At 51.4% G+C, this 22,627-nt stretch carries 13 protein-coding genes; 11 read left to right on the top strand and 2 right to left on the bottom strand.

Annotation, left to right across the window (positions count from 1 at the left end; genetic code table 11):
• Positions 1-2,085: Cna B-type domain-containing protein (locus QZT94_RS08635; protein ID WP_296773371.1), on the bottom strand; the 2,085-nt coding region annotated here is incomplete at its 3' end.
• 703 nt (positions 2,086-2,788) lie between these two features.
• Here QZT94_RS08635 and QZT94_RS08630 point away from each other — a divergent pair.
• The 7 genes from QZT94_RS08630 to QZT94_RS08600 all read left to right on the top strand — a co-directional run bounded on the left by QZT94_RS08630 (position 2,789) and on the right by QZT94_RS08600 (position 16,315).
• Positions 2,789-3,199 carry a hypothetical protein gene (locus QZT94_RS08630; RefSeq protein ID WP_270625461.1) on the top strand — a complete coding sequence of 137 codons (411 nt, stop codon included), beginning with the start codon at positions 2,789-2,791 and terminating at the stop codon, positions 3,197-3,199.
• A gap of 193 nt (positions 3,200-3,392) precedes the next feature.
• Positions 3,393-9,254 (top strand): Ig-like domain-containing protein, encoded by a 5,862-nt coding sequence (locus tag QZT94_RS08625; protein ID WP_296761296.1) that lies wholly within the window; start codon positions 3,393-3,395, stop codon positions 9,252-9,254.
• Positions 9,255-9,270: 16 nt separating this feature from the next.
• Positions 9,271-10,239 (top strand): MoxR family ATPase, encoded by a 969-nt coding sequence (locus QZT94_RS08620; RefSeq protein ID WP_296761298.1) that lies wholly within the window; start codon positions 9,271-9,273, stop codon positions 10,237-10,239.
• Between the two features lie 4 nt (positions 10,240-10,243).
• Positions 10,244-11,494: a DUF58 domain-containing protein gene (locus tag QZT94_RS08615; RefSeq protein WP_296761299.1), complete on the top strand. Its 1,251-nt coding sequence runs from the start codon at positions 10,244-10,246 to the stop codon at positions 11,492-11,494.
• Positions 11,491-14,136 (top strand): transglutaminase domain-containing protein, encoded by a 2,646-nt coding sequence (locus tag QZT94_RS08610; protein ID WP_296761301.1) that lies wholly within the window; start codon positions 11,491-11,493, stop codon positions 14,134-14,136. Before QZT94_RS08615 ends, QZT94_RS08610 begins: the two co-directional genes overlap by 4 nt.
• Positions 14,117-15,571 carry a serine/threonine-protein kinase gene (locus tag QZT94_RS08605; RefSeq protein WP_296761303.1) on the top strand — a complete coding sequence of 485 codons (1,455 nt, stop codon included), beginning with the start codon at positions 14,117-14,119 and terminating at the stop codon, positions 15,569-15,571. Before QZT94_RS08610 ends, QZT94_RS08605 begins: the two co-directional genes overlap by 20 nt.
• A gap of 39 nt (positions 15,572-15,610) precedes the next feature.
• Positions 15,611-16,315, top strand: coding sequence for an FHA domain-containing protein (locus QZT94_RS08600; RefSeq protein ID WP_296761304.1), 705 nt, complete (start codon positions 15,611-15,613; stop codon positions 16,313-16,315).
• A 229-nt stretch (positions 16,316-16,544) separates the two neighbouring features.
• Here QZT94_RS08600 and ptsP read toward each other — a convergent pair whose 3' ends face one another.
• Entirely contained in the window at positions 16,545-18,215 is a 1,671-nt protein-coding gene (gene ptsP, locus QZT94_RS08595) for a phosphoenolpyruvate--protein phosphotransferase (RefSeq protein WP_296761306.1), read from the bottom strand.
• Between the two features lie 231 nt (positions 18,216-18,446).
• Here ptsP and QZT94_RS08590 point away from each other — a divergent pair, with 231 nt between their 5' ends.
• From QZT94_RS08590 to QZT94_RS08575, 4 genes are read left to right on the top strand one after another with little or no spacing between them, the layout of a single operon-like run.
• On the top strand, positions 18,447-19,217 hold the full coding sequence (locus QZT94_RS08590; protein WP_296761307.1) for a DeoR/GlpR family DNA-binding transcription regulator: 771 nt from the start codon (positions 18,447-18,449) through the stop codon (positions 19,215-19,217).
• Positions 19,214-20,185 (top strand): hexose kinase, encoded by a 972-nt coding sequence (locus tag QZT94_RS08585; protein ID WP_296761309.1) that lies wholly within the window; start codon positions 19,214-19,216, stop codon positions 20,183-20,185. The genes QZT94_RS08590 and QZT94_RS08585 overlap by 4 nt, the downstream gene beginning before the upstream one ends.
• A gap of 25 nt (positions 20,186-20,210) precedes the next feature.
• A complete protein-coding gene (locus QZT94_RS08580) occupies positions 20,211-22,304 on the top strand; it encodes a fructose-specific PTS transporter subunit EIIC (RefSeq protein ID WP_296761310.1) in 2,094 nt (697 codons plus the stop codon).
• Between the two features lie 36 nt (positions 22,305-22,340).
• Positions 22,341-22,601 (top strand): HPr family phosphocarrier protein, encoded by a 261-nt coding sequence (locus QZT94_RS08575; protein WP_270625479.1) that lies wholly within the window; start codon positions 22,341-22,343, stop codon positions 22,599-22,601.
• Positions 22,602-22,627 lie beyond the last annotated feature (26 nt).

The following is a 22,627-nucleotide window of genomic DNA, read 5'->3' as shown; positions in this document are numbered from 1 at the left end:
GTCTAGCTGTTTGCCATTTTCGCCGCTTTCTTTGAAAGTGATTGGCAGTTTCTTGCCGGTCTTGACATCAATCAGGGTATCGGGGTCGGGGAAGTTTTCGACCGTAGCTGTCCAGTTGTTTTCTTTGCTCAGTTCTATCTGATCAACTTGGAATCCGCCAACCAGAATGTCAAGGTTAATCTTCGTAGGACGCTGCTGCGCGTTATCTCCCTCCCAAGATTTTTTGACCTGAAGTTTCCAGGTATCGGGGCTACCTAGAGTAAGTAAACCGTTATTGGCGATTCCTCCGCCACTAATTCCAGTACCGGTAGCGGTGTTATTTTCTATAACTACCCGGGCAAGTTTTTCCGCGAGCTGCTTCGAAGCGGCACTGGGAACCGATTTGAAAGCCTTGTTGTCGTTAATTTCCTGGTTGTAGGGTATTTGAACATTCTCGCCGCCCTTGATATAGCGCGGTAGTCGCCGCTGCGGTGATTTCCAGTTTGAATGGATACCGTAACTAGAGCCGTCCTGATACCACAGTCTTTTTCCTCCGCCCAACATTCTGGGGCTGATAGAAACCGGTTTACCGGCAGTGACAGCTGGCTCGTCATATTTATGTTCAGAGATGCTGACGAAATCATCACCTGCACCCTTGAATTCTTTGTTCTTTCCTCCATCGGGGGCGATGTTGTCGAAAATAGCACTCCCGTGGGTAACGTTAAGAATCGTTTGTCCGGTCGGACAATTCCAGACCCCACCTCCTTGGATGCTGTAGGGGCGACCTCCAGCTTGAACCGGTATCCAGTCCTTAAAGGAATTGTTACGGATCAGCGCATCGTTAATGGTCAAAGAAGAGAAAGTGTCGTTGTAAATAGCGCCACCACCCCAAAATCCCGAGGATTTATTATTAGCAAAATAAGCAGAATTGATAACTGTTTTAGCGCCGTTCTTGTCCTCCTTGGTTCCCCCAGATAGGCTAATCGCCCCGCCGGAGGAGCCGGCAGTATTTCCGGTGAAGGAGCCGCCATCAATTTTTACGGTGCCACCTACAACATTAATAGCGCCACCCCAGGCCAAACATTCATTTTCAGTGAAGTTTCCACCGGTAATATGCAAATCGCTATTAATAATCTTTATGGCACCGCCGCCCTTGTCGCTACCGAGATTGCCTTTGAAAGTGCCACCAGAAATGTTGGTATTAACTTTATTTAGAAAGAGGGCTCCGCCTGCGCCGCCATAGTCGGATCTCTTATTGCCTTGAAAAGTGCCGTTACTAATGTCCAGAGAACCATTTTCCATCACCATGGCGCCGCCGTACTCGGTGGAGTTGCCATGAATACTTCCGCCGGAGATGTCTACGTTGGTGTATGCGGTAAATACTGCACCGCCATATCCGTTAAATCTGGAATGCTCTACCCGGTTATCGGATATTTCTCCGTCCTTAATGGTTAGGGAGGCAGGCTTTTCTTTACTGCCCCAAATTCCCAGAGCCCCCCCTCGCAGGACGCCTTGATTACCTTTAATAGTCCCGCCATTTAGCGATACTGTCCCGTTATAGACGGTGATGGGGGCTAGTTTTTCGCTATCGACACCTTCGGGAGTGGCAGCGGAAGCTACCTTTTTCTCTGGCGTGAGGTTATTGGAAAAGTCAGCCGAACCACTCATGGTGAAATTGCCGCCATTAACGAAAATCACCGGGCCGGCAGGGTCGGAATCGTGAATAGAACCGGCGCTAAAGTTTAGGTCTCCCTTTATGGTGAACTGCGTTTTGGTGAAGGACGGGCCCGCCAGGTTCAGTTTCCCACCGGATTTCACTTCCACTGCTGGAGTGTTTATACCGGTAACTGTGCCCGCCCCCTTCAGGGTCAGCTCTGCGCCCTCGGAAACCACCAGTGGTTTTGACTGTTCATTGAGCGTAAGATTCCCGGTGACCGTCAGCTCTTGTTGCCCGGAAGTGAGAGCGTTGGCTTTAGCTACCAGGTCATCCCAAGTGGTGATTCCCTGTGCCGAAGCTGGGATAGTTGAGCCGATAGCGGCAATCACCGCGAGAGTCGCGAGGGTTGCGAAGAACTGGAATATAGAGGAACCCTTTTTTCTTAACACATTCTCATTTTAAGGTGGTGGTTCTTAGCCCGCAACCGCTGAGGTTTCCTCGGGTATGTAAATCGATTGGGTTTGCTGGGGAGATTAGAGGAGGTAGGGGAAGTTTTTCGTTTCCGAATAGAATCAGGCGACCTGACTAAGCTGTTTAGGTTTTAAGTTACGAGGGCGTGCTGCTCAGCTACGTGAAAGCGCGATCGTAAGCATCAAAGTCGCAGCCCGCAGTCTTGCTAAGCTGTGTGAGACTGCGACCAAAACGCCCTCCCACGGCAAAATCACCCTCCCGGTTAAGGATATAAGGGAGTTTTAACGGTGTTTTAGGCATATTGGGAGGGCGGAACTGTTCTGGGAGGGCGATTTTAGCTAGAAAGGGCGCGCGACAGTCTCTTCTCCCGCTAAAATCGGGAAGCATATAGCAAGCCGGGGTGGCACTATCCCCGCTATCCTCTTTTCACGCTAAAACAGGGCAGCATTAGTGGCGTTAGTAGACAGAAAATGCGAGCTTTATTTCCTTGCTGACCAGGAGATACCTTGAAAAAGCAGAGATGTTTGCTGAGAGAAAATTGCTGTGAAACAATAGCCAACGATGGGTTTATCGCCAAGTTGGATATGAAACTGTTGCTATCAATAGTTTGGTATCCATATGGTCGCTAACTCCTTTGTTCTTATGAAAATGCGCAGCACACAGGAATGCCGACAGGTAAAAATGTCAAGAAAAACTACCGGTAAGCGCCTTATGTGGCAGGGGATTATTGTCCTCGAAATAGTTGCAATTGCGCTTTGTCTTGTTTGGGGAGCGAAAACGCTTAATGCGTGGCTTGGCAGTCACGAGCGCGATAAAGCCACAAGTGGGCAGATAGAGCAGCAAAGCCGGGCGATTGCGGCTGCCCTCAGCCGAAAAGACCAGGCAGAGACAGCCAAATTGGTGGGCAGCGTTGAAACCGCGAATTCCCTGATCAAACAGACAGAGGGACAGCAAGTAACTTTGCCGAAAAGAGCGGTAAATAACGAAAGTGGAGCTCAATACCTGGTTACTTTCCAAACCAGTGGAGGACAGAGCATCTATCTGCGATTAAGGTGTACGAAAAACCTAAGCTGCACCGGAAGTATCCCCTAGAGGTCTGACAAACCATACCTGTGGATAACTTTTAAAACAGGCGAAAGAGTAGGCAGATTTAGTAAAGTCATTATTTAGTAATCATCTGCTGATTAGTTCCCGGTCTGTGCGTCATTTTACTGCCGGTCACGGGAAACCTTGAGCTAGCGAAGAGGACGGGGTCGTGACTGGAGTGCGGGGAAGAAAAGGGAGAATGGGCAGCTCCTCGCGCTCTAGCCAGGGACAATCTGGCAGTTTCGTAAACAGTAGCGGCTTGCAACAAAACACCGGAGTTACTGGATATTCCGCCCTTCAGCGCCAGAAACAAAAAAATCTAAAAGTCCGGGGACGATTGCGAAAAGTTACAATCGCCATACTAGCTGCCCTGAGCATGGTAATTGTTTACCTGGCTTGGCAACACCCCGGTATTACCCGGGCGCAGGTGGATTTAAATGATGGCGGAATCTGGGTCACCAATCAATCTCAACACCTGGTGGGGCATTTAAACTTTCCGGCGCGTGCCCTGGATGGAGCGGTACGTTCCAAAGCGGGGCAGTTTGACGTTACTCAGGCGGGAGAAAACGTTCACTTTCAAAACAAAGCTGCCAGTGAGGCTACAAAAATTGACCCCAAGAAAGTACGGCTGGAAACTTCCACTTCCCTGGCTAAGGGGCAACAAATTGCCCAATCTGGCGCTAACCTGGCAATTTTAGATCCCGAATCCGGCCTGCTGTGGAGTGGAGAAGATATATTAACCCAAGAGCGTAACCGCGCCAACGCTACGGTGCGTTCCCTGCGAGGAGCGCAACTGGCAGGAGGAGAAAGCGGGGAATTCTTCCTAGCCTCACCGACCACGAAAGAACTGGTAACCGTCACTAAAGAGGGAAAACTCTTCAAAGATGAACGGATAAAAATCTCGCAGATGCCCCTGGGAGCCAAGTTGGAAGTGGCAGGGGTGGGAAGGCAGGCAGTCGCCCTCGACAGTCAGCAAGGAATTCTCTATCTACCCAGTGGGAAAAGGGTCAAACTTTCTGGTTCGCAGCTACACCTACAAGAATCTGGTCCTCAAAAACCCTATGTGGTTATCGCCAACGAGGATAAACTAATAAAAGTTGATATCGCCAGCGGTAACACCAGCGATATTCCCTCGGGTGCCAGTGGGGGAAATCCAGCCAGACCAGCGGTGAAATCAGAATGTATCTATGGAGCCTGGTCGGTAAGCGGCAAATTTGTGCGTGAATGCGCGGGAAAGGTTTATCGACCTACGCAAGATATTGCGAGGCTAAAAACTGCGCAAACCCCGGTATTTCGCAAGAACCGCGACCTAGTGGTGCTCAATGACACTACCGATGGGGCAGTATGGTTGGCTGACAAAAACATGGAACTGGTAGATAACTGGGACGAAATCTCTACCATGTTAAAGAAGGAAGAACAGCGAGAAGACTCTCCCCAGCTGACCGAACAGATAGCACAAAAAGATCGACAAAAAGAAAACACCCCGCCGGTGGCTCGCGATGACGTATTCGGGGCTAGACCAGGAAAAATAACCACACTACCGGTACTGGAAAACGATTCTGATACCGATGGTGATTTACTAACTGCCGAAATAGTAGGAGGAGCCGGGGCTGCCCAGGTAAAGCCAGTACGCGGAGGGGCAGCTCTGCGGATTGAACTGCCAGCTAATGCCAGCGGAACTATAAACTTCACCTATCAGGCTAAAGACGGACGCGGTGGGGTAGATACCGCCAATGTAACCGTGAAGGTTACCCCGGAGCCTCAAAATAATGCACCAACCCAGAAACGAGTACCAACCGTAGTAGTTGAATCAGGTAAACAAATCGAGTACAACGCCCTCCCGGTGTTCGGTGACCCTGACGGAGATTCCCTGTTTCTAACTGGTGCGTCCTCTTCCCAGGATAACCAAGTCGAATATCGGCAAGAAGGTACCCTAGTAATCCGCAATCAAGCCAAAGGGGTAGGGAAGAAAGAACTAAAAGTTCTGGTTTCTGATGGACGAGAAGAAATAACCGGAAGAATACTGGTAGATGTACGTGCATCCGGAAACGTTCCTCCGGAAGCAAACGGAGATATCGCGTTCGCTAGAGCCGGAACCACCATTACCATTCGTCCCTTGGCAAATGATACCGATGCCAATGGCGATCCCTTGACCCTGGCAGGGGTAAATATCGAACAAACCGGGCCGCAGATTACCCCCGATTTGGCGGGCGGAACTTTATCATTCCGCTCCGAACAAGAGGGAACCTACTACTTGACCTACACGGTCTCTGACGGGCCAGCCACCGCGACCGGAGTTATTCGAGTGGATGTGGCTAGCTCCGGTAAACGCGGAAAACCGGTGGTAGAAGATGATATTGCAGTGTTGCCAGTGGGGGGACAGGTGCTGTCAGATGTGCTGGCTAACGATTCCGATCCGGCTGGAGACGTTCTGGTTACCCAATCAGTGACCGTAGATGCGTCCTCGCCGCTGAGAGCAACTGTAATGGATCATTCGCTGCTAAATATCACTGCTCCGCGCGGACTGACCAAAGCAGAAACCCTAAAATATCAGGTATCAAATGGGCATGAAAGCGCCGAAGGGGTAGTTACGGTTATTCCGGTAAAAACCCAGTCACGTTCAGCACCTCCAACTGTAAAACCTGATCGGGCCAAGGGGAGAGTAGGAGATGTAGCTAGTGTAGATGTGCTGGCTAATGACCGTTCCCCGGTAGGTTTAACTCTAAAAGTCTCGCCGACAATCACCACTACCACCTCGCCAGACGCAGGAAAGTTCTTCGTTACTGGAAACCAGGTGCGTTTCCTAGCGAAAAAACCTGGTAAATACGAGGCTACCTATACGGCGATAGATACCAACCAGAACCAGGCAAGTGCGCGGGTAAGTGTAGAAATAAAACCGGCAAATACCTCGGATAATTCCGCTCCCGAACCTCGGGTACTTACCGGGAGGGTTATTTCCGGGCAAAGTACCCGGATACCGGTGGAACTGACCAGTATTGACCCTGATGGAGATTCAGTATCTTTGGTGGGAATTGCCGATGCCCCCAAGATGGGAGTAGTTGATATCGGCTCTAGCTGGCTTAATTATCAGCCAACTGCCGGAAAAATCGGAACTGATACTTTCAGCTATATTGTGGAAGACCGCTTCGGTAAACAGGGGACGGCGCGGGTGCAAGTAGGGATTGCCCCCGCATCCACTTTGAACCAGAAACCCCAGGCAAATGCGGATAAGGTACGGGTAAGACCAAATCGCGCCCTCGCGGTGGCGGTGACCGCTAACGATACCGACCCGGACGGTGACGGGATTAGCCTGATTGCCAAATCGCTGCAAAGCGCCGGGCAAACCGTTAATGCTAAAGCCCGGGAGAACTCGGTGCTACTCACCACCCCGAAGAAAGCTGACTCCTATGGGATTCAATACTCCATCACCGATGGGCGAGGCGGGCAAGATACCTCCATAGCAACTGTGCAAGTAGACCCCTATGCGCCCTTGCAAGCCCCTGAAGCTGCCGATGATTTGGTTAGCGCGAAAGAAGGCGGACGAAAAGTTGGTGACCCTATCGAGGTGGATGTTCTCGCCAATGATATTGACCCTGACGGAGATGGAGCTGCCTTAACAGTTACTTGCGAACAGGAGGGAGTAAGCGTTAAGGGACAAAAACTGGTGATTCCTGCCCCCGCTAAACGGCAATTGGTGTTGTACAAGGTTACTGACCAGGATGGACTCAACTCCAATGCGGTGGTAAACGTGCCCGGGGTTTCCGAGCAAAAACCCTATATTGATCCCGATACCGTGCCCTTAAAAGCAGAATCTGGGCAGACATTAACCGTTGATTTAGCTTCCCATGTGATTACCCGGAAATCTCGTACTCCGCACGTTCACTCTGCGAAAGCCATCACCTTGGGTGCCGGGTTTGAGGGGGGAGTGAAAATGTCTGGAGATGATTCTTTCCAGGTAAAGATAAGTCCTGATTTCTTTGGTAAAACTACCCTGGTGATGCAGGTTAGTGACGGGCAAGCAAATGACTCTAGCGCACTTAGTGCCTCCCTGACTTTACCGATAAATGTGGCATCTACCAGCAACCATCCCCCAGTTTTTACCCCTACGCGCCTAGAAGTTGCCGCGGGTGAAGAAGCGATTACCGCAAATCTTGCGGATATGGTTAGTGATGAAGATGGAGATGACCCCGCAAAGATGAATTACCGACTCGGGGCTATTCCACCAGGGATTAAAGCCTCCTTAAAGGGACATATACTCTCGGTCGCGGCTGAAGTTGGTAAAGCTAAGGGGGATGCGGGCAGTATTGAAGTAACTGTAGAGGACGGCTCAGCTCCGACAACTGGGAAGATACCGGTAAGGGTGGTCAGCTCTACTAGAGCATTGATTCAACTTGCGGCGATTGATTTAGAGGGTGAATCTGGGAAAACCCTCAGTATTGATTTAAATCGTTACGCTACGAACCCGTATCCCGGACAGCCTTTGAAAACCGTTGGTTCACCCAGTGTAGTGCAAGGATTGGGGCAGATATCTGCAACGGGAACCAGTCTACAGGTAACCCCAGCTGCAACTTTCAAAGGAGACCTGGTGGTTTCCTACACCTTACAGGACGCGAGCGGGGATTCTGATCGTCAGGTTAGCGGTACAGCTACGATTAGGGTGGTTTCGGTACCTGATGCTCCCACGGCGGTAACTGCTACTGTTAGCGAATCAACCACGGTCAGTGTTAGCTGGACTCCTCCTGCCGCTAATGGCGCTCCCATAACTGGTTATACGGTTACCGATTCGGTTTCTGGGCGGAGCGTTAAATCTACTGGCACGATTACCGATTTCCCAGGTTTAGAGCCTGGAAAGTCGCATTCTTTCACCGTGGTTGCCACCAATCGAGTAGGGGACTCTAAGCCCTCGGAGGCGTCTGTAGCGGTTGAAGTGGAAATAACCCCCAGTGCTCCGACTAATCTTTCCGCTACCGCTACTGGTCCTAGAGCAGCAACTTTAAGTTGGGATTCTCCTGTCAGTAATGGAGGTTCTCCGATTGATCACTATATTGTTACGGTTTCGGGCGGCAGTCCGCAGCAAGTTAAAGATACTAAATTGACCGTTAAAGAGCTGGCTGGTGGTTCCCATACTTTCAGTGTGCAGGCGGTTAATACCAAGTCGGGGCCGGCGGCTACGAGTGAGTTTATAACCTTTGACGCTTTCAGCAAGGATACGGTAAAGGCTAAATTGGCGCGCGCAGGAGCGCGTGAAGCCTCGGTAGAAATGATCTATGCCGTCCCGGTCGGGGATAGCGGAGAATGTAAAGTAACTAAAGTGGCAGATATTAGCGTCACTGGCGGAATTTTCAGCTACCGTGATCCTCGGGCAAAAAATAACCTGAAAGTGGATTACAGCTGCGCCTTTACCCATAACAAACTGGTCACTGGTTCGGTTAGTGGTAATATGCCTGCTCAGAAAAATCCAGATATTGGTCAAATCAAAGAAAACAGCAAGAAAAGGTCTGAAACTGGCACGGAGATAGAAGTAACTGTAAATGGTCTAGACGTGTGGGACAGCAGCTATATTGAGCTAGAGGTTTCCGGGAAAGAATCGGCAGGAGCTACTCTTGCCTCCGACCAATACCAAACCCAGTTCAATGAGGGAAACGGTTGGACAATTACCCTTCAAAACTTAAAACCGGGAGAAACCTGGACTATCAGGGCTGAGTTGAAGCTAAAATCCGGGGGAACTTCCGTGGATTCGGAAAGGCTTGAGGTCTCGACCCTTAAACCAAAACCTACCCCTACCCCAAACCCCAGTACCTCGCCCTCGACATCTCCCAGTAATACACCGACTGCCGCCGTCTCCTACCTGCAAAATTGGTTGGATCTTACCCCTATGATTGTCGAATCTAAGCCAATATGGCCACACTTGACCCCGCTAATCGAACTCCCCGCAACTTTGACTAACGACACATTAACTAACCGACCCTATCTGCCCGCGCAAATAAATCTTTTCGTCGGCGGATATCATAAACCATTTACTAACCGTCTTGAAGTGCAGGAAAACCTGCCCCGATTATAGGAAGTGAAATCGCCATATGATTCTAAAACAGGCAGAAGCCGCAGAGTTTGCTACCCAGTTCGGGCAAATAGCCGAACACGTTGATTTGGCGATTCTAGGGAAAGGACACCAGGTTCGTCTGGTGCTCGCAGCTTTCCTAGCAGGCGGACATATCTTGCTAGAGGATGCGCCCGGAACTGGTAAAACTGCCCTAGCGCGCGCCCTCGCCGCTTCGGTGGCTGCTTCCCATAGCCGTATCCAATTCACCCCGGATATGCTCCCCACTGATATAACCGGGGTAACCGTATATGACCAGCAAACTAAGGAATGGGATTTCCATGCCGGACCGGTTTTTGCCAATATCGTCCTCGCGGACGAAATTAACCGTGCCAGCCCTAAAACCCAATCAGCCCTGCTAGAAGTAATGGAAGAACATCAAGTCAGTGTAGATGGAGTGATTCACCCAGTTGAGTCCCCATTCTTGGTAATTGCCACCCAAAACCCGGTAGAGCAAGCCGGAACCTATAAACTACCCGAGGCGCAGCTCGATCGCTTCCTAATCAAAGTTTCCCTAGGGTATCCCGATAAAGAAGCTACTATCAAAATACTCTCTGGAGCTAGCCAACCAGATTTATCCAAGAATCTAAAAGCAGTGGTTAAAGCGGAAGAAATCATATCCCTGGGGCAAATGGGGCTGCGCAACTATGTAGATGAGCAGATTATCCGCTATGTTCAGCAACTTGCGGAAGCAACCCGCCTAGACGAAGCTGTCAATCTGGGGGTTTCTACCCGCGCAGCAATCGGGATGATGCGGCTGGCGAAAGTGTGGGCTGCCTCCCAAGGGCGTCACTATGTATTACCAGATGACATAAAAACCTTGGCTGTTCCAGTTTGGGCGCACCGAATAATTATGGATGCAGATGCTTTATTCGAGGGAGCAACCGCGCAAAGCGTAGTTGAACGTGCCCTAGGTGAGGTACCTCCACCGGTAGATTCGCAGGCCTAAAATAATGAAAGTTCCCCTGGACACTACTACCGCGCTAAAAAATGCGGTGAAAAGTGGAAATAAGGCATGGAATAGGGTGCGCTCACGTAGCTACCTGGCTGCGGTGCGCAAAGTTCCGCTGACCGGTTTAGGGTGGCTAGTATTCCTGGGGGGAGTAGTAAGCCTACCTGCCTATCTGTTATGGGATTGGGCAGAGGCAGCGGCAATAATGTTTGGGGCTCTGGGAGCCCTAGGGTTGGCGATATTACAAACCTGGGGAGGGGCAGATTTGTCTTTACAGGTAAAAGTAGAGCAAGACCGCTTAAGAAAAGGACAAGAGCTAATAGGTAGGGTGATTGCGAAAAATGACGGTCGCCGTTCGCTACGTGCCCTAACTATCGAGTTGCCGCTGGGAGATGAAGAGGTCGATATCCCTCTGCCAACCCTGAGGGCGGGCAAGAGTTTTACCCGCAGCTTCCAGTTACAAACTAAACGGCGAGAAAAAATTCTGGTTGGCCCTGCTAGGACGGTACGGCAAGATGTTTTAGGGCTGATTCGGCGGGTTCGTACCTGGGAGCAGCACCATGAAGTGTACGTGTATCCCAACTTCACCTCGGCTTTAGGTACTTTGAGTGGCTATACCCGAGATATGGAGGGGGTGGCCTCCTCGGTAATAACCAGTTCGGATGCGGTATTCCATGCGCTGCGCCCCTATGAAAGTGGGGATGATCGCCGCCATATTCACTGGAAAATGACCGCTCATACCGGTGAACTAATGCTGCGTCAATATCTAGAGACTAGACGCTCCCATCATTTAATTGTTTTAGATTTAAACCCGAAAGACTATCAACAAGACGATTTTGAGCTGGCGGTTGAAGCCGCAGCCTCACTGGCGGTCTCATCGCTCTCAAATGGACAACCCCTAACTCTTTATGCTGGTAAAAGCGTGATAAGGGCGGCAACTTCCGGGGCAGCGCTAGATTTTCTAACTGAAGTTCAGATGCAAGAAAATGAGCAAGAGTTTTCCCAAATGGTTCGTTGGGCACTGGCACATGAAGCTCAATCTTCGGTGTGTTCGCTGATTTGCGGACCTGGAATCTCTATGCGCCGCCTGCAACAAATCTGTTTACTTCCCTCAGTAGATATGGCAACAACCGGTATTCGTGCAGACGATGGGGCTGCCTTGAGTAGAAGGGGAGCGAGCTCTCGCCGACTGCTAAACATCGGAGAACTCTCCCAGCTGCCGCGCGCCCTAAACGGGGTGATGAGCCTGTGAAGAGAAGTGTTTCAGCTTTCAGCTCTCTCGTGCTTTTTATCGTTCCCTGCTATCTGTTCTCCCTGCCTTTCCTGGGCTTTACCGGAACCATAGCGGCAAGCGGCGGGGTGATCCTGGGCTGCGGAGTTTCTGTGATCAGTCGCCGTTGGCATTTAGGGATAATCTCCACTATCACCCTAATCCTGGGGGTGTTCTTGGCTTTTGGCTCCACTTTGGCTGCCACTGACCCACAAAGACGTAAGTTTTACCCCACATTATCCGGTTTGGAAGTACTGGTCACCTCTACCGTCACAAGTTGGCGAGATTCCTTAACTGCGTCCCTGCCGCTAACTCCGGCGGGCGGAACGGCAGTACTCCCCTTTATGACCTGCCTCTTAACCGCATTTTTAGCGGGATTAGCCGCTATGTCACTCAGGCCTTGGCTAGCTCTGCTGCCTGCCACTACGGCGCTTGTAGTGGCAATCGCCTGGGGTGGGATTCTAGTACCTGGCGCGCCCTGGGCAGGGGGAGCCTACTTCCTCTTTGCGCTGCTATGGTGCGCCCTAGTGACCACTTCTGCCAGCAAAGCGCGTTCTCGCCGGGTTCAGCTAGCGGGGGTTAGCAAGAAAAATACTATTACCCGCCCGCTAGTGATTATTTCTCTTACCCTATCGGTCTGCCTGGTAGCGGGAGCTTTGGCTGGGGTAAGCGAACGTGGAAACCGCGAAGTGTTGCGCAGCCACGTCCTCCCGCCGGTAGACCTGGAAGATTTCATTTCCCCGCTAGCTTCCTTTAGGCATCTTTCCCGTGACTGGAAAGACAAAACCATTGCCGAAGTGAAGAACTATCCGGCGGGAAGTCGAATGCGTTTTGCCACCATGAACGCTTATGACGGTACGGTTTTCAAAATTGATCCCAACTTAAACGCCCAATTTGTTCAGGTAGATTCAGTTTTAGATAAAGAGGTAACGCCTGGAGCAAACGCCCAGGTCAAATTGGTTAATTATGATCAACCCTGGGTTCCGCTGCTGGGGAATGCGAGTTCTATAACAGTCAATGGGCAAAGCAAACCGGTTATTTATTATTCACAGTCGCTACGCTCTGCTTTCGCAGCTTCTAATCCAGCCGGTATGTCTTATCGTCTCAGGTTTTCGCGCGACCTTAACCCCAGTGATGCTCGGATTTCCGGTCTGGAATTTGACACTATTACACAAGGAAAGGACGAAGCGGTTCCTACCGAAGTAATTGAGCTAAACAACCAGCTAACCGCGAGGGCGACCACTCCTTTACAAAAGGTGCGCAACGTGGAGTCTTACCTTTCGGGGCAAGGATTCTATTCTGACGGCTCCGATGGGCTGTCTAGACCAGGGCACCGCGCCTCCCGCATGGCGCAGTTCTTCCAAGGGCAGCAACTAATCGGTGACGATGAACAATACGCGGTAGCAATGGCACTAATGGTGAGGTCTTTCGGGGCTCCGGCGCGGGTGGTGCTCGGAGCCTACCCGGCAGATAAAAAAGCCGGTGGAAACCTAGAACTCAAAGGGGATAACGTTCATGCCTGGGTGGAAGTGAAGTTTAAGGAGGTGGGGTGGATAACGTTCGACCCCACACCTCCTAGGGAGCGAGTTCCCCGCACCGACCAGCCGCAACCAAAATCAGTTCCCAAGCCGCAGGTGTTACAGCCCCCGCCTCCGCCGGCCACCCCGCCGGTGTTGCCTCACGTGGAAAAACAGGCGCACGCCGATAACCCCTCTACTGGTATGCAGATATTAGAGGCGCTGGTACAAGTCGCAAAATATGGTTCCTGGCTGTTACTGCTGCTGTCCCCAATCCTGGCAGTTTTAATAGCTAAATGGTATCGCGCCCATCGGCGTCGAAAAGCTAAAGAACCTGCTAGACGGCTTAAAGGAGCATGGGAAGAAATAATTGACCGCTTCCGCGATAGGGGAATCCGTCTCCCAGCGGGGACTACCCGACAAGAAGCCGCCTGGATAATAGACACCTATTTAGGGGCAATGAATAAAGAGAAACCGCAGTCGGGTGCGCGGGAGTTAGCGGGGATTGCTGACTTTTTGGATTATGGACCCGATCAGGCAGAAGGACTTGACCCAGATTGGGCATGGAAATTGGTTAAACAGCTAACCGTCAGCTGGAAAGCGGCAGCTGGAAAAGGGAAAGCACTGGTGGCGGCGATTCGCCCGTCCTCGCTCTATAACCGGTTTATACGCGGTCACCTGGGTAAGAAACTGGCAAACGCCCCCGTAATAGGACGAGTGTTTACTCCCCGCAAAGAAATCTATCTACCTAGCCTCTCCCTGGGATTAACCCAGCAGGAATACCGGCAGCTACGTACGCCTCTTGCTCCCTCCACCGGTCAAACCGAGGTGGTTTCTGCTAAATCCAACACCGTTTTTACGGAAGCCACCCGGCTTTCAAAAGTAGGGTTACCTGAGGTGGGGATAGATTTTAGTGATAGCACTAGCCTAGCTATCTCGCCCAAGCTAACTGGGGGAGAGGGCGTAGAGGACGAGACTCACCTGGCAGCAGTACAGACCTTTGAAATAGGAAATACCCTAGACTTTACCCGCCGGGTGCAGGAAGTTAGCAGCGGGGAGGAAACCATTTTCAAGAAAGGGGATAATCATGAACCAAACTCCCCCTAGTATTCCCGGATTTACTATGCAGTCCCTGCTGGGCAGAGGGGGATTCGCTGATGTTTACCTGTATCGACAAAAGCGCCCCGAACGCAAAGTTGCTATCAAAGTGCTGCGGGAACTTGGAAGCCGAGAAGGCAGACAAGTTTTTGCAACCGAAGCCGACTCTTTGGCGCTAACCAGCGCCCATCCGGCAATCCTCTCCCTCTATCAAACCGGTAAACTTCCTGATGGACGCCCTTATCTGGTGTTGCAATACTGTCCGGTAGCAAATCTTTCGCAAAGGGTTCGCAGATACCCGCTGTCAGCGGAACAAGCCCTAGACACCACGATTCGCTTGGCAGGTGCTTTAGAAACGGTACATCGAGCCGGTTTGGTACATCGTGATATTAAACCGGCGAATGTACTAATTTCTGAATTCTCAACCCCGGTTTTATCAGATTTTGGCTTAGCTCTGCCTTTAGGTAAACCGGTACTTCACCGCGATGTTTTAGGACTGTCAGTACCTTGGGCGCCGCCGGAACAACATGACGAGAACTCTTGTGCCGCTGCCGCTACCGATATTTATTCTTTAGCTGCAACTATGCATTCGCTTTTGACCGGTCGCAGTCCCTTTGAGATACCCGGAGAAGATAACTCTGCCAATGCGCTCACGCGGCGGATTTTGAGCCTTCCTCCTCGGCTAGATGCTCCGCAACTGGTTTCTCCGATTCGTGAAATATTGGCTTGGGCGCTGGAAAAAGACCCCGGGCAGCGACCTAAGAGCGCCGCCGATTTAGGTCAGGCGCTTCAAGATGCCCAGCATCGCCTAAATCTTCCACCTACCAGTATGGATATTGCTAGCGCTAATCCTACTTTGGCGCAGGTCAGTACCGATGCAGATGCTACCCGCTTGAAAGGTAGTGGATTCGGTTTTCAAGAAACGGCAGGGTCAGCTGGTTCGGGTTATCAAGACAGTCCTCTAATCGTGGGGAGCGGTTCTTCTTTGGCGCTGTCTCGTTCGCTAGTGGGTGCTCCTAAAACAAGTTGGCGCCGAATCGTCCTGGCAATAATTGCTGGCTTTGTACTGGTGACCGGGACCGGAGCCGGGGTGGCATACTATCTGAAATCCGGGACTACTTCAGTCAAAAATACCAACAGTTCAAGTGCCCCGTTGATTACCGCGTCGCCCGAGGACGGAATTGTTGAGGAAGTGCCTCCAGTGAGCGACCTAACGGCAAAGGCGGGAAATGATGGGCAAACAGTTTTGAGTTGGAAACCTGGGAAAGGCGACACTCCTGCCTCCTACCAGGTGCAAGAGAGCGTAGATGGAAAAAATACCGGTAACTATAATGTTTCGGAAGCAAAAATCGCGTTGAAAGCCAAGAATGGGAAATGGTGTGTAAAGGTATTCGCGGTTAGCTTAGATGGAAAAAGCTCACCTGGGGTAGACTGGTGTCAATAGGCAAGAGCAAAGCTGCCCCTTGGTTATGGAGGAAAAGATATGGATAACAACCCTTACCAGTACTACCCAAACCAGTCAGGTAACGCTAATGCCGGTTATGTTCCGCCCAGCGGTATCTATGGGATGCCCGAGGCGGCTTCTTCAGGGCAAATGCCAATGAATCCTAACCCCTATGGGCAGCAGTTTAGTTCCGGTTATGCAAATCCCTACGACCAGCAACCGGCTGCTCCGGAGTATCCCGGATATTCTCCGCAAGGAATGACCGGTTACCAGCAACCGGCGCTTGAATCGCAGCCCCCCTATCAACAGCCAGAATTTAATCCCCCGGCTTCCTATCAGCAACCAGCAGACTATGGGCAAGCTCAATATGGGGTTGAGCAGCAAAGCCGTCCTAGTTTTAACTACACGGTTACCTCGGGGCAAGGGCAGTCCATGATTTTAGATAATGCGATTGTGGTCGGTCGCCGTCCCGAGGTCGCAACCTCGTCCTATCCGCAGGCACAAGCTATGACGGTTCCCAGCCCGGCAAAACAGATTTCTCGTAGCCACTGTTTGCTTTATATTGATGGGGGTGGAAACCCCTCTCTGAAAGATTTAGAGTCGGTAAACGGTACCCGTTTGCGTCGCGGCGGGCAAACTCATGCGATTGATCCTGCCTGTCCGATAGTGCTGCAACCAGGCGATATTGTAGATGTTGGAGAGGGACAATATCTGTCGATTGGGACTGCTACCGCCGGATACTAAAATCCGAAATAGTGCTCTATGCGCTAACTCCTGTTTATCCCGTTCAGGGAAGCTGCTAGTGCCTTGTTGGTCATTATCTTTCGATATGCTTCCCGATGATACTGCCCTCTGGTAGCGGCAATAGGCGGAGGAGTGAACGCTGTTACTACTGGGGTTCAGGGGAAAAATGCCTGAACCCCAGGCTCTGGTAAGCCTAGGGTTCAAGAAAGCTGGGTACCCCCTTTAGAAACTAATCAATTCCTAGGGCTTTGCGTGCCTTTGCGCGGGCATCTCCGCCATCAAGTGCCGTCAGTATTTCGTGGGCGGCATTTTCGCACTGTTCTTTGGTTACTTGCTCTAGCTGGGCACCCACCCCCGGAATGGCGGAAGCAGCCATAGATAGGGAAGTGACCCCCATACCGATTAGGACACAGGCTAAAATCGGGTCAGCCGCTGCCTCCCCGCATACTCCTACCGGTTTTCCAAGTCGCTGTCCCGCTTTAGCAACCCGGGAAATCAGGGTTAAAACTGCTGGTTGCCAGGGATCAGTGTAGGTTGCCAGGTTAGCGTTCATTCTGTCGGCGGCCATCACGTATTGGGTGAGGTCGTTAGTGCCAATCGAGACGAAATCAACTTCCGCTAGGAACTGGTCAATCATGATTGCAACTGCCGGAACTTCTACCATAATTCCGGCAGTTAGATTCCGTTCTCTAATCAGTTTCGCTACCCATTTCGCTTCGGTAAGGGTGGAAACCATAGGAACCATTACCCAATTTTTTCCTTCGTGTTCCTGGGCGGCTTGGGAGATTGCGTCTAATTGGCGGGTGAAAAGCTCCTGGTCAATGCCGGTGGTTCTCAGGCCCCTTACCCCCAGTGCCGGATTGGGTTCTGCATCTAGAGTTGCCCAAGAAATTGGTTTGTCCGAACCGGCATCTAGGGTGCGAGTAACCACTTTTTTATCCGGGAAAGCTGAAAATACTTGCGAATAAATATCGGCTTGTTGGCTGGTAGTGGGCTCTTTAGCTGAATCGAGGAAACAGAGCTCGGTGCGGAAAAGTCCCACTCCCTGTGCATATCCCGCAGCGGCTTTCTTCGCGCCCTCTCCGTCCTGTACGTTAGCCAGTAATTCGACCGCTTCGCCACTGGCGAGACGGGCAGGGCCTGACCAGTTTCGGATAGCTTCCCGAGCGCTCAAATCGGCTTCAACTTTGGGTCTAGCCACCTGCGGGGTTATTCCGGTGGAGATGCTTCCCAAAGAGGCATCGATGAATACTGATTCTCCTTGCGGGATTTCATGTAGCTGACGCGCTGCAACTATGCAGGGGATTCCCAGTTGGCGAGCAATGATAGAGGTATGGGAGGTCGGACCGCCCTGTTCAGTTACTAAAGCTAGGATTTCTTCCGGGTTTAATCCGGCGGTGTCTGCGGGGGCTAAATCATCAGCAAATAGCACAGATGGCTCGCTTAGTCGGGGTAGTCCCGGTTCGGGCTCTCCTAAAAGTTCAGCGACAACCCGCTGGCAAAGGTCATTGAGGTCGGTGGTGCGTTCTGCCATTAACCCGCCGGCTTTCTCGAACATTCCACAAAACATTTCGGTGGTGGTGACTACGGCGACCGGGGCGGGAGTCCCTTTTTTAATCGCGCCGACTACCATTTTCTTGAATCCGGGGTCGCGAGAAAGCTCTGCCTGGGCGGCAAGTACATCCGAGGCGCTACCTACGGTTTCCTTGGAGCGTTCGCGTAGTCGCGAGGAGACGGTTTCGGCGGCTTGGGTGTAGCGCTGAATCTCGTCTTCGCGTTTGTCTAGAGAAATGATTGTGGAATCTAGTTTGGGGATTTCAAAACGGCTAACCCAGGCGACTGGCCCATAGGCGAGACCATTTACTACCGGTGTTCCATAAATCGTGTTTTCTGTAGACATTTGTCCTCCTCGCTGAGGTTGGTTCAATTGAAATAAGTCTTTCATGATTGAGTTATTTTTTCAAGAAAGCTCGCAGCTAAACCATAATAAACCACAAAAAGAAGGACAAAAACCCACAAAAACCGGAAATAAACCCACTAATATCTCTTGTTTTTGCTTGGGGTGTTGTTTAGAATGTTTATGTTGTTTCCGTTTTTGGAATATCTTTTTGGCGTTAAGGGGAGGGCGAAGATGCCGGTTCACAGCGGAGGGCGGCGCTTACAGATTGAACAAACGCTAGCGCAATTTGGGCAAGTGTCTATGCGGGATCTGGCTAATCGTTTTGAAGTATCGGACGAAACCATTCGCCGCGACCTCGATATTCTAGCTGAGCAAGGCAAAGCTAAACGGGTTTACGGGGGAGCGGTTACAACTCGCGAGATTGCCGAATCCCAATTGGCAGAACGAATGAAAATCAACAGCGAGCAAAAGCAGCAAATCGCTCAGCGCGCCCTCAGCTATATTCCCGAGGGCGCATTTACGGTTTTCATAGATGCCGGCTCTTCGACCGCCTATTTTGCTAAGCTCCTGCCAGATCGCGCAGATTTGCTGGTAGTAACCAACTCTGCGGCAATCGCGTCCGCAATAGGAGCGACCACTCGTAACCTGAAAATACATTTGATTGGGGGGATGTTGCGTGAGTCCACCCTGGCAACCGTAGGGGCGCTAGCCGTGCAGTCCGTGCGCGCGATTCACCCCGATTTAACCATTCTCGGCACCAACGGAATGGATCCTCTGGATGGATATACCACTGCCGACCTTGAAGAAGCCGCGATAAAACGGGCAATGGTGCAAAGCAGTAATCGCTGCCTGATGCTAGCGGACTCCGATAAATATGGATATACCGCTACCGTTCAATTCGCTAGTCCCGAGGAAATCGAAATCCTGATTTCCGATAAACGCCTAAAGGAAATCGCCGGTAAAGACTTGGAAAAACTAGCGAAGAAAGTGTTTTTGGCATGATTATTACCCTGAGTGCAAACTCTAGTTTGGATAAAACCTTAAACCTGGCGCAGACCCTAGTGCCGGGGAATGTTCATCGCATCACCTCGACCCACACTGACGTGGGAGGTAAAGGAATAAATGTGGCACGGGTAGCTCAAGAGGCTTTGGCTGCGGTTCGCTGCGTATTGCCCGCCTGCCCTCAAGACCCGATTCTAGGGCTTTTAGACCAGGTAAAACTGCCGTATGTGAGCACCGATATTTCCGAAGCGGTGCGTACTAACCTCACAATCATTGATGGCAGGGGGCAAACCACCAAAATAAATGAACCGGGGCCAACTCTTACCCTCGGGCAGCAAAAATCGCTGCTGAGGGCATTTACAGAACAGGCGAGAGATTTAGAGGACGGAGACTGGGTGGTACTTGCCGGGTCTTTACCGCCAGGCTTGCCGGATGATTTTTACCTCACCTGTCTAAGGGAAATGGAAACTTGCCCTGGACGGTTCGCGCTCGATACCTCTGGGAGCCCCTTGCGCGCCCTCGGGAAAGCCCTGGGAACCGTAAGGGTAGATTTGATGAAACCGAACTCTTTTGAACTTGCTGAGCTGCTGGGAGGCAACGGAGCTGAACTGGAAAACGCTGCCGCCAGCGGTGATTTATTGCCGGTGGCACGAAAAGCTAAACAGCTTAGTGAACGCGGGGTAGGGGCAGTGCTCGCAACCTTGGGTAAAGCCGGAGCCATCCTAATTACCAGCGAGGGCGCGTGGCATGGAAGTAGTCCCGATGTCCCGGTACGTTCAACAGTTGGAGCCGGCGATTCGGCTCTAGCGGGCTATATCTTGGCGCAAATGGCAGGGCGACCCCCCGAAGAATGCTTAGCTAGGGCTTTAGCCTACGGGGCTGCTGCCTGCACCAAAGAAGGAACGCAGCCACCTCGGCCAGAAGAAATTCATCCCGAACAAGTCACGATAACCAAACTAAGCCTATAAACGCTTACCCCATTTAAGGAGAATCATGGAAGAGCAAAAGTTGATAATTCCGCAGCTAGTTAGCTTAGATGAACCGCTGGGGACAGAAAAAAACCAGGTGATAACCGCGCTCGCCGCAAAAATTGCTGCCAGTGGGCGCGCCACTAAAGCAGGTTTGATTAATGACCTGATGGTCAGGGAAGCTCAATCTGTCACCGGTATGCCCGGTGGAATCGCGATTCCACACTGCCGCTCAGAGGCGGTAACAGTTGGCTCGCTTGCGTTTGCCCGGCTTAAAGAACCAGTAGATTTTGGGGCTAAGGACGGACCGGCAGATTTAGTTTTCATGATTGCCGCTGCTGAGGGGCAAGGACAAGCTCATTTGAAACTGCTGCAAAAACTGGCACGCAAACTGGTAGATAAGGATTTCTTAGCTGGTTTGCGCTCTGTCGAATCTGGCCAACAGGCAGCGCAAATCATTATGGAGGTAGTGTCTCCGCCCGCTGCCCCCGCCGCTGCGGCGGGCGCTGTCACCAAGGCGTCCCCAACTACTAAAGATGCGTCGGCTATGCCGGAATCAAAATCGCCTATTACTTCCAAAGCGGCAAGTGCGGAAAAAACGGACAAAAAAGATGAAAGAGACTCTCCTGACCAGGAAAAATATCTGGTAGCAGTTACTTCTTGCCCCACCGGGATTGCCCACACCTATATGGCGGCAGACTCCCTGATTAACAAAGGTAAAGAACTGGGGATTCCGGTATATGTAGAGGCGCAAGGATCGGGGCATATTGACCGCCTAGATTCCGCCCTAATTGCCGCAGCTGCCGGGGTGATTTTTGCCCATGACGTGAGTATACAGATGCCGGAGCGATTCGAGCATCTGCCGGTTGTTGATGTGGGAGTTAAAGCCGCAATCAACAATCCTGGCAAACTAATTAGCGAAGTAATGGCAAAAAAGAAAGACCCAAATGCTAGGTCAAAGCCTGTCGCGCAACCCGCAGAACCAGCGAAAACCTTGAACTGGGGACAGCGAATCCAAAAAGCGGTAATGGCAGGGGTGTCATATATGATTCCCTTCGTGGCGGCCGGAGGGTTACTGATTGCACTCGGTTTCCTAATTGGCGGTTATGACGTTGCGGGACTGGCCCAAGATATTTCTCTGAACTTCTCCCTGTGGAATTTACCCTCGAACGGGCCATTCGAGGGTAATATAATCACTTCCCGTGCCGGATTCCCGCTGTACCTGGGAGCATTGCTTACCTACCTGGGGCAAACCGGAATGAGTTTCCTGGTGCCAGCCCTATCAGGTTACATAGCTTTCGGATTAGCGGGACGACCCGGAATTGCCCCTGGCTTTATTGGGGGAGCAATCTCGGTAGCGCTAGGAGCTGGATTTATCGGAGGGCTGGTGACTGGGATTATCGCCGGTCTTATCGCCAACTGGCTATCTACCCTAAAATGCCCGCGTTGGTTAGCCGGTTTAATGCCGGTAGCAATCGTACCTCTGGTAGCTTCCTTACTGATGGGACTGTTAATGCTATTACTGCTGGGACGCCCACTGGCGGCTTTAATGAGCGCGCTGCAAAAATGGTTGAACTCTATGGGGGGTTCTTCTGCGATTTTGCTGGGTATCGTTATCGGATTGATGATGTGCTTCGATTTGGGCGGTCCGGTAAACAAAGCAGCCTACCTGGTGGGTACGGCGGGATTATCCCAAGCCACTGGCGGTGCTTATGAATTTATGGCAGCAGTAATGCTAAGCGGCATGGTTCCACCGTTGGCGCTGGCGCTTTCGTCCACGCTGCGTCCTAAACTTTATTCCCCTGCGGAACAGCAAAATGGTAAAGCAGCTTGGCTATTAGGTTTATCTTTTATTTCTGAGGGCGCGATTCCTTTTGCTGCCGCCGACCCCTTGCGGGTAATCCCCTCAATGATGGCGGGAGGAGCGGTCACCGGCGCATTGTCAATGCTTTTAGGGGTGCAGTGCCGAGCTCCGCATGGCGGAATCTTCGTCCTTTTCGCCTACGACAACATTATTGGGGCGCTACTTGCGCTGGTAATGGGAGTAATCGTGGCTGCTATCGGGGTAACTTTTGCAAAGATGATGCGCAAAAACCCCAGCAAAAAGTCAAGAGTTTAGTATAGTGAAAAAGGTTTGAAGAAAGGTAGAAACAAAATGGCTTCCAAAACTGTAAAAGTTGGATCTTCGGTAGGTTTACATGCACGCCCCGCGGCTATTGTTGCGGAAAAGGCTGGCGAATTTGATGAGGAAATCACTTTAGCCACTGCCGAAGAAGGCCCCATTGACGCATCATCGATGATGCTGATTATGACGCTCGGTGCCGAATGTGGTTGCGAGGTCACTGTAGAAAGCGAAAACGAACAGGCAGTAACAGTTATTGCGGAACTGATTGAAAAAGACCTAGATTCCGAGTAGCACCGATAACCGGTTTTTCTAGCAGG

The organism is Varibaculum sp., assembly GCF_008661855.1.
GTDB classification, from domain to species: Bacteria; Actinomycetota; Actinomycetes; order Actinomycetales; family Actinomycetaceae; genus Varibaculum; species Varibaculum timonense_A.
The sequence above is the reverse complement of the archived record's forward strand: the minus strand, read 5'-3'. Positions and strand labels throughout refer to the sequence as shown.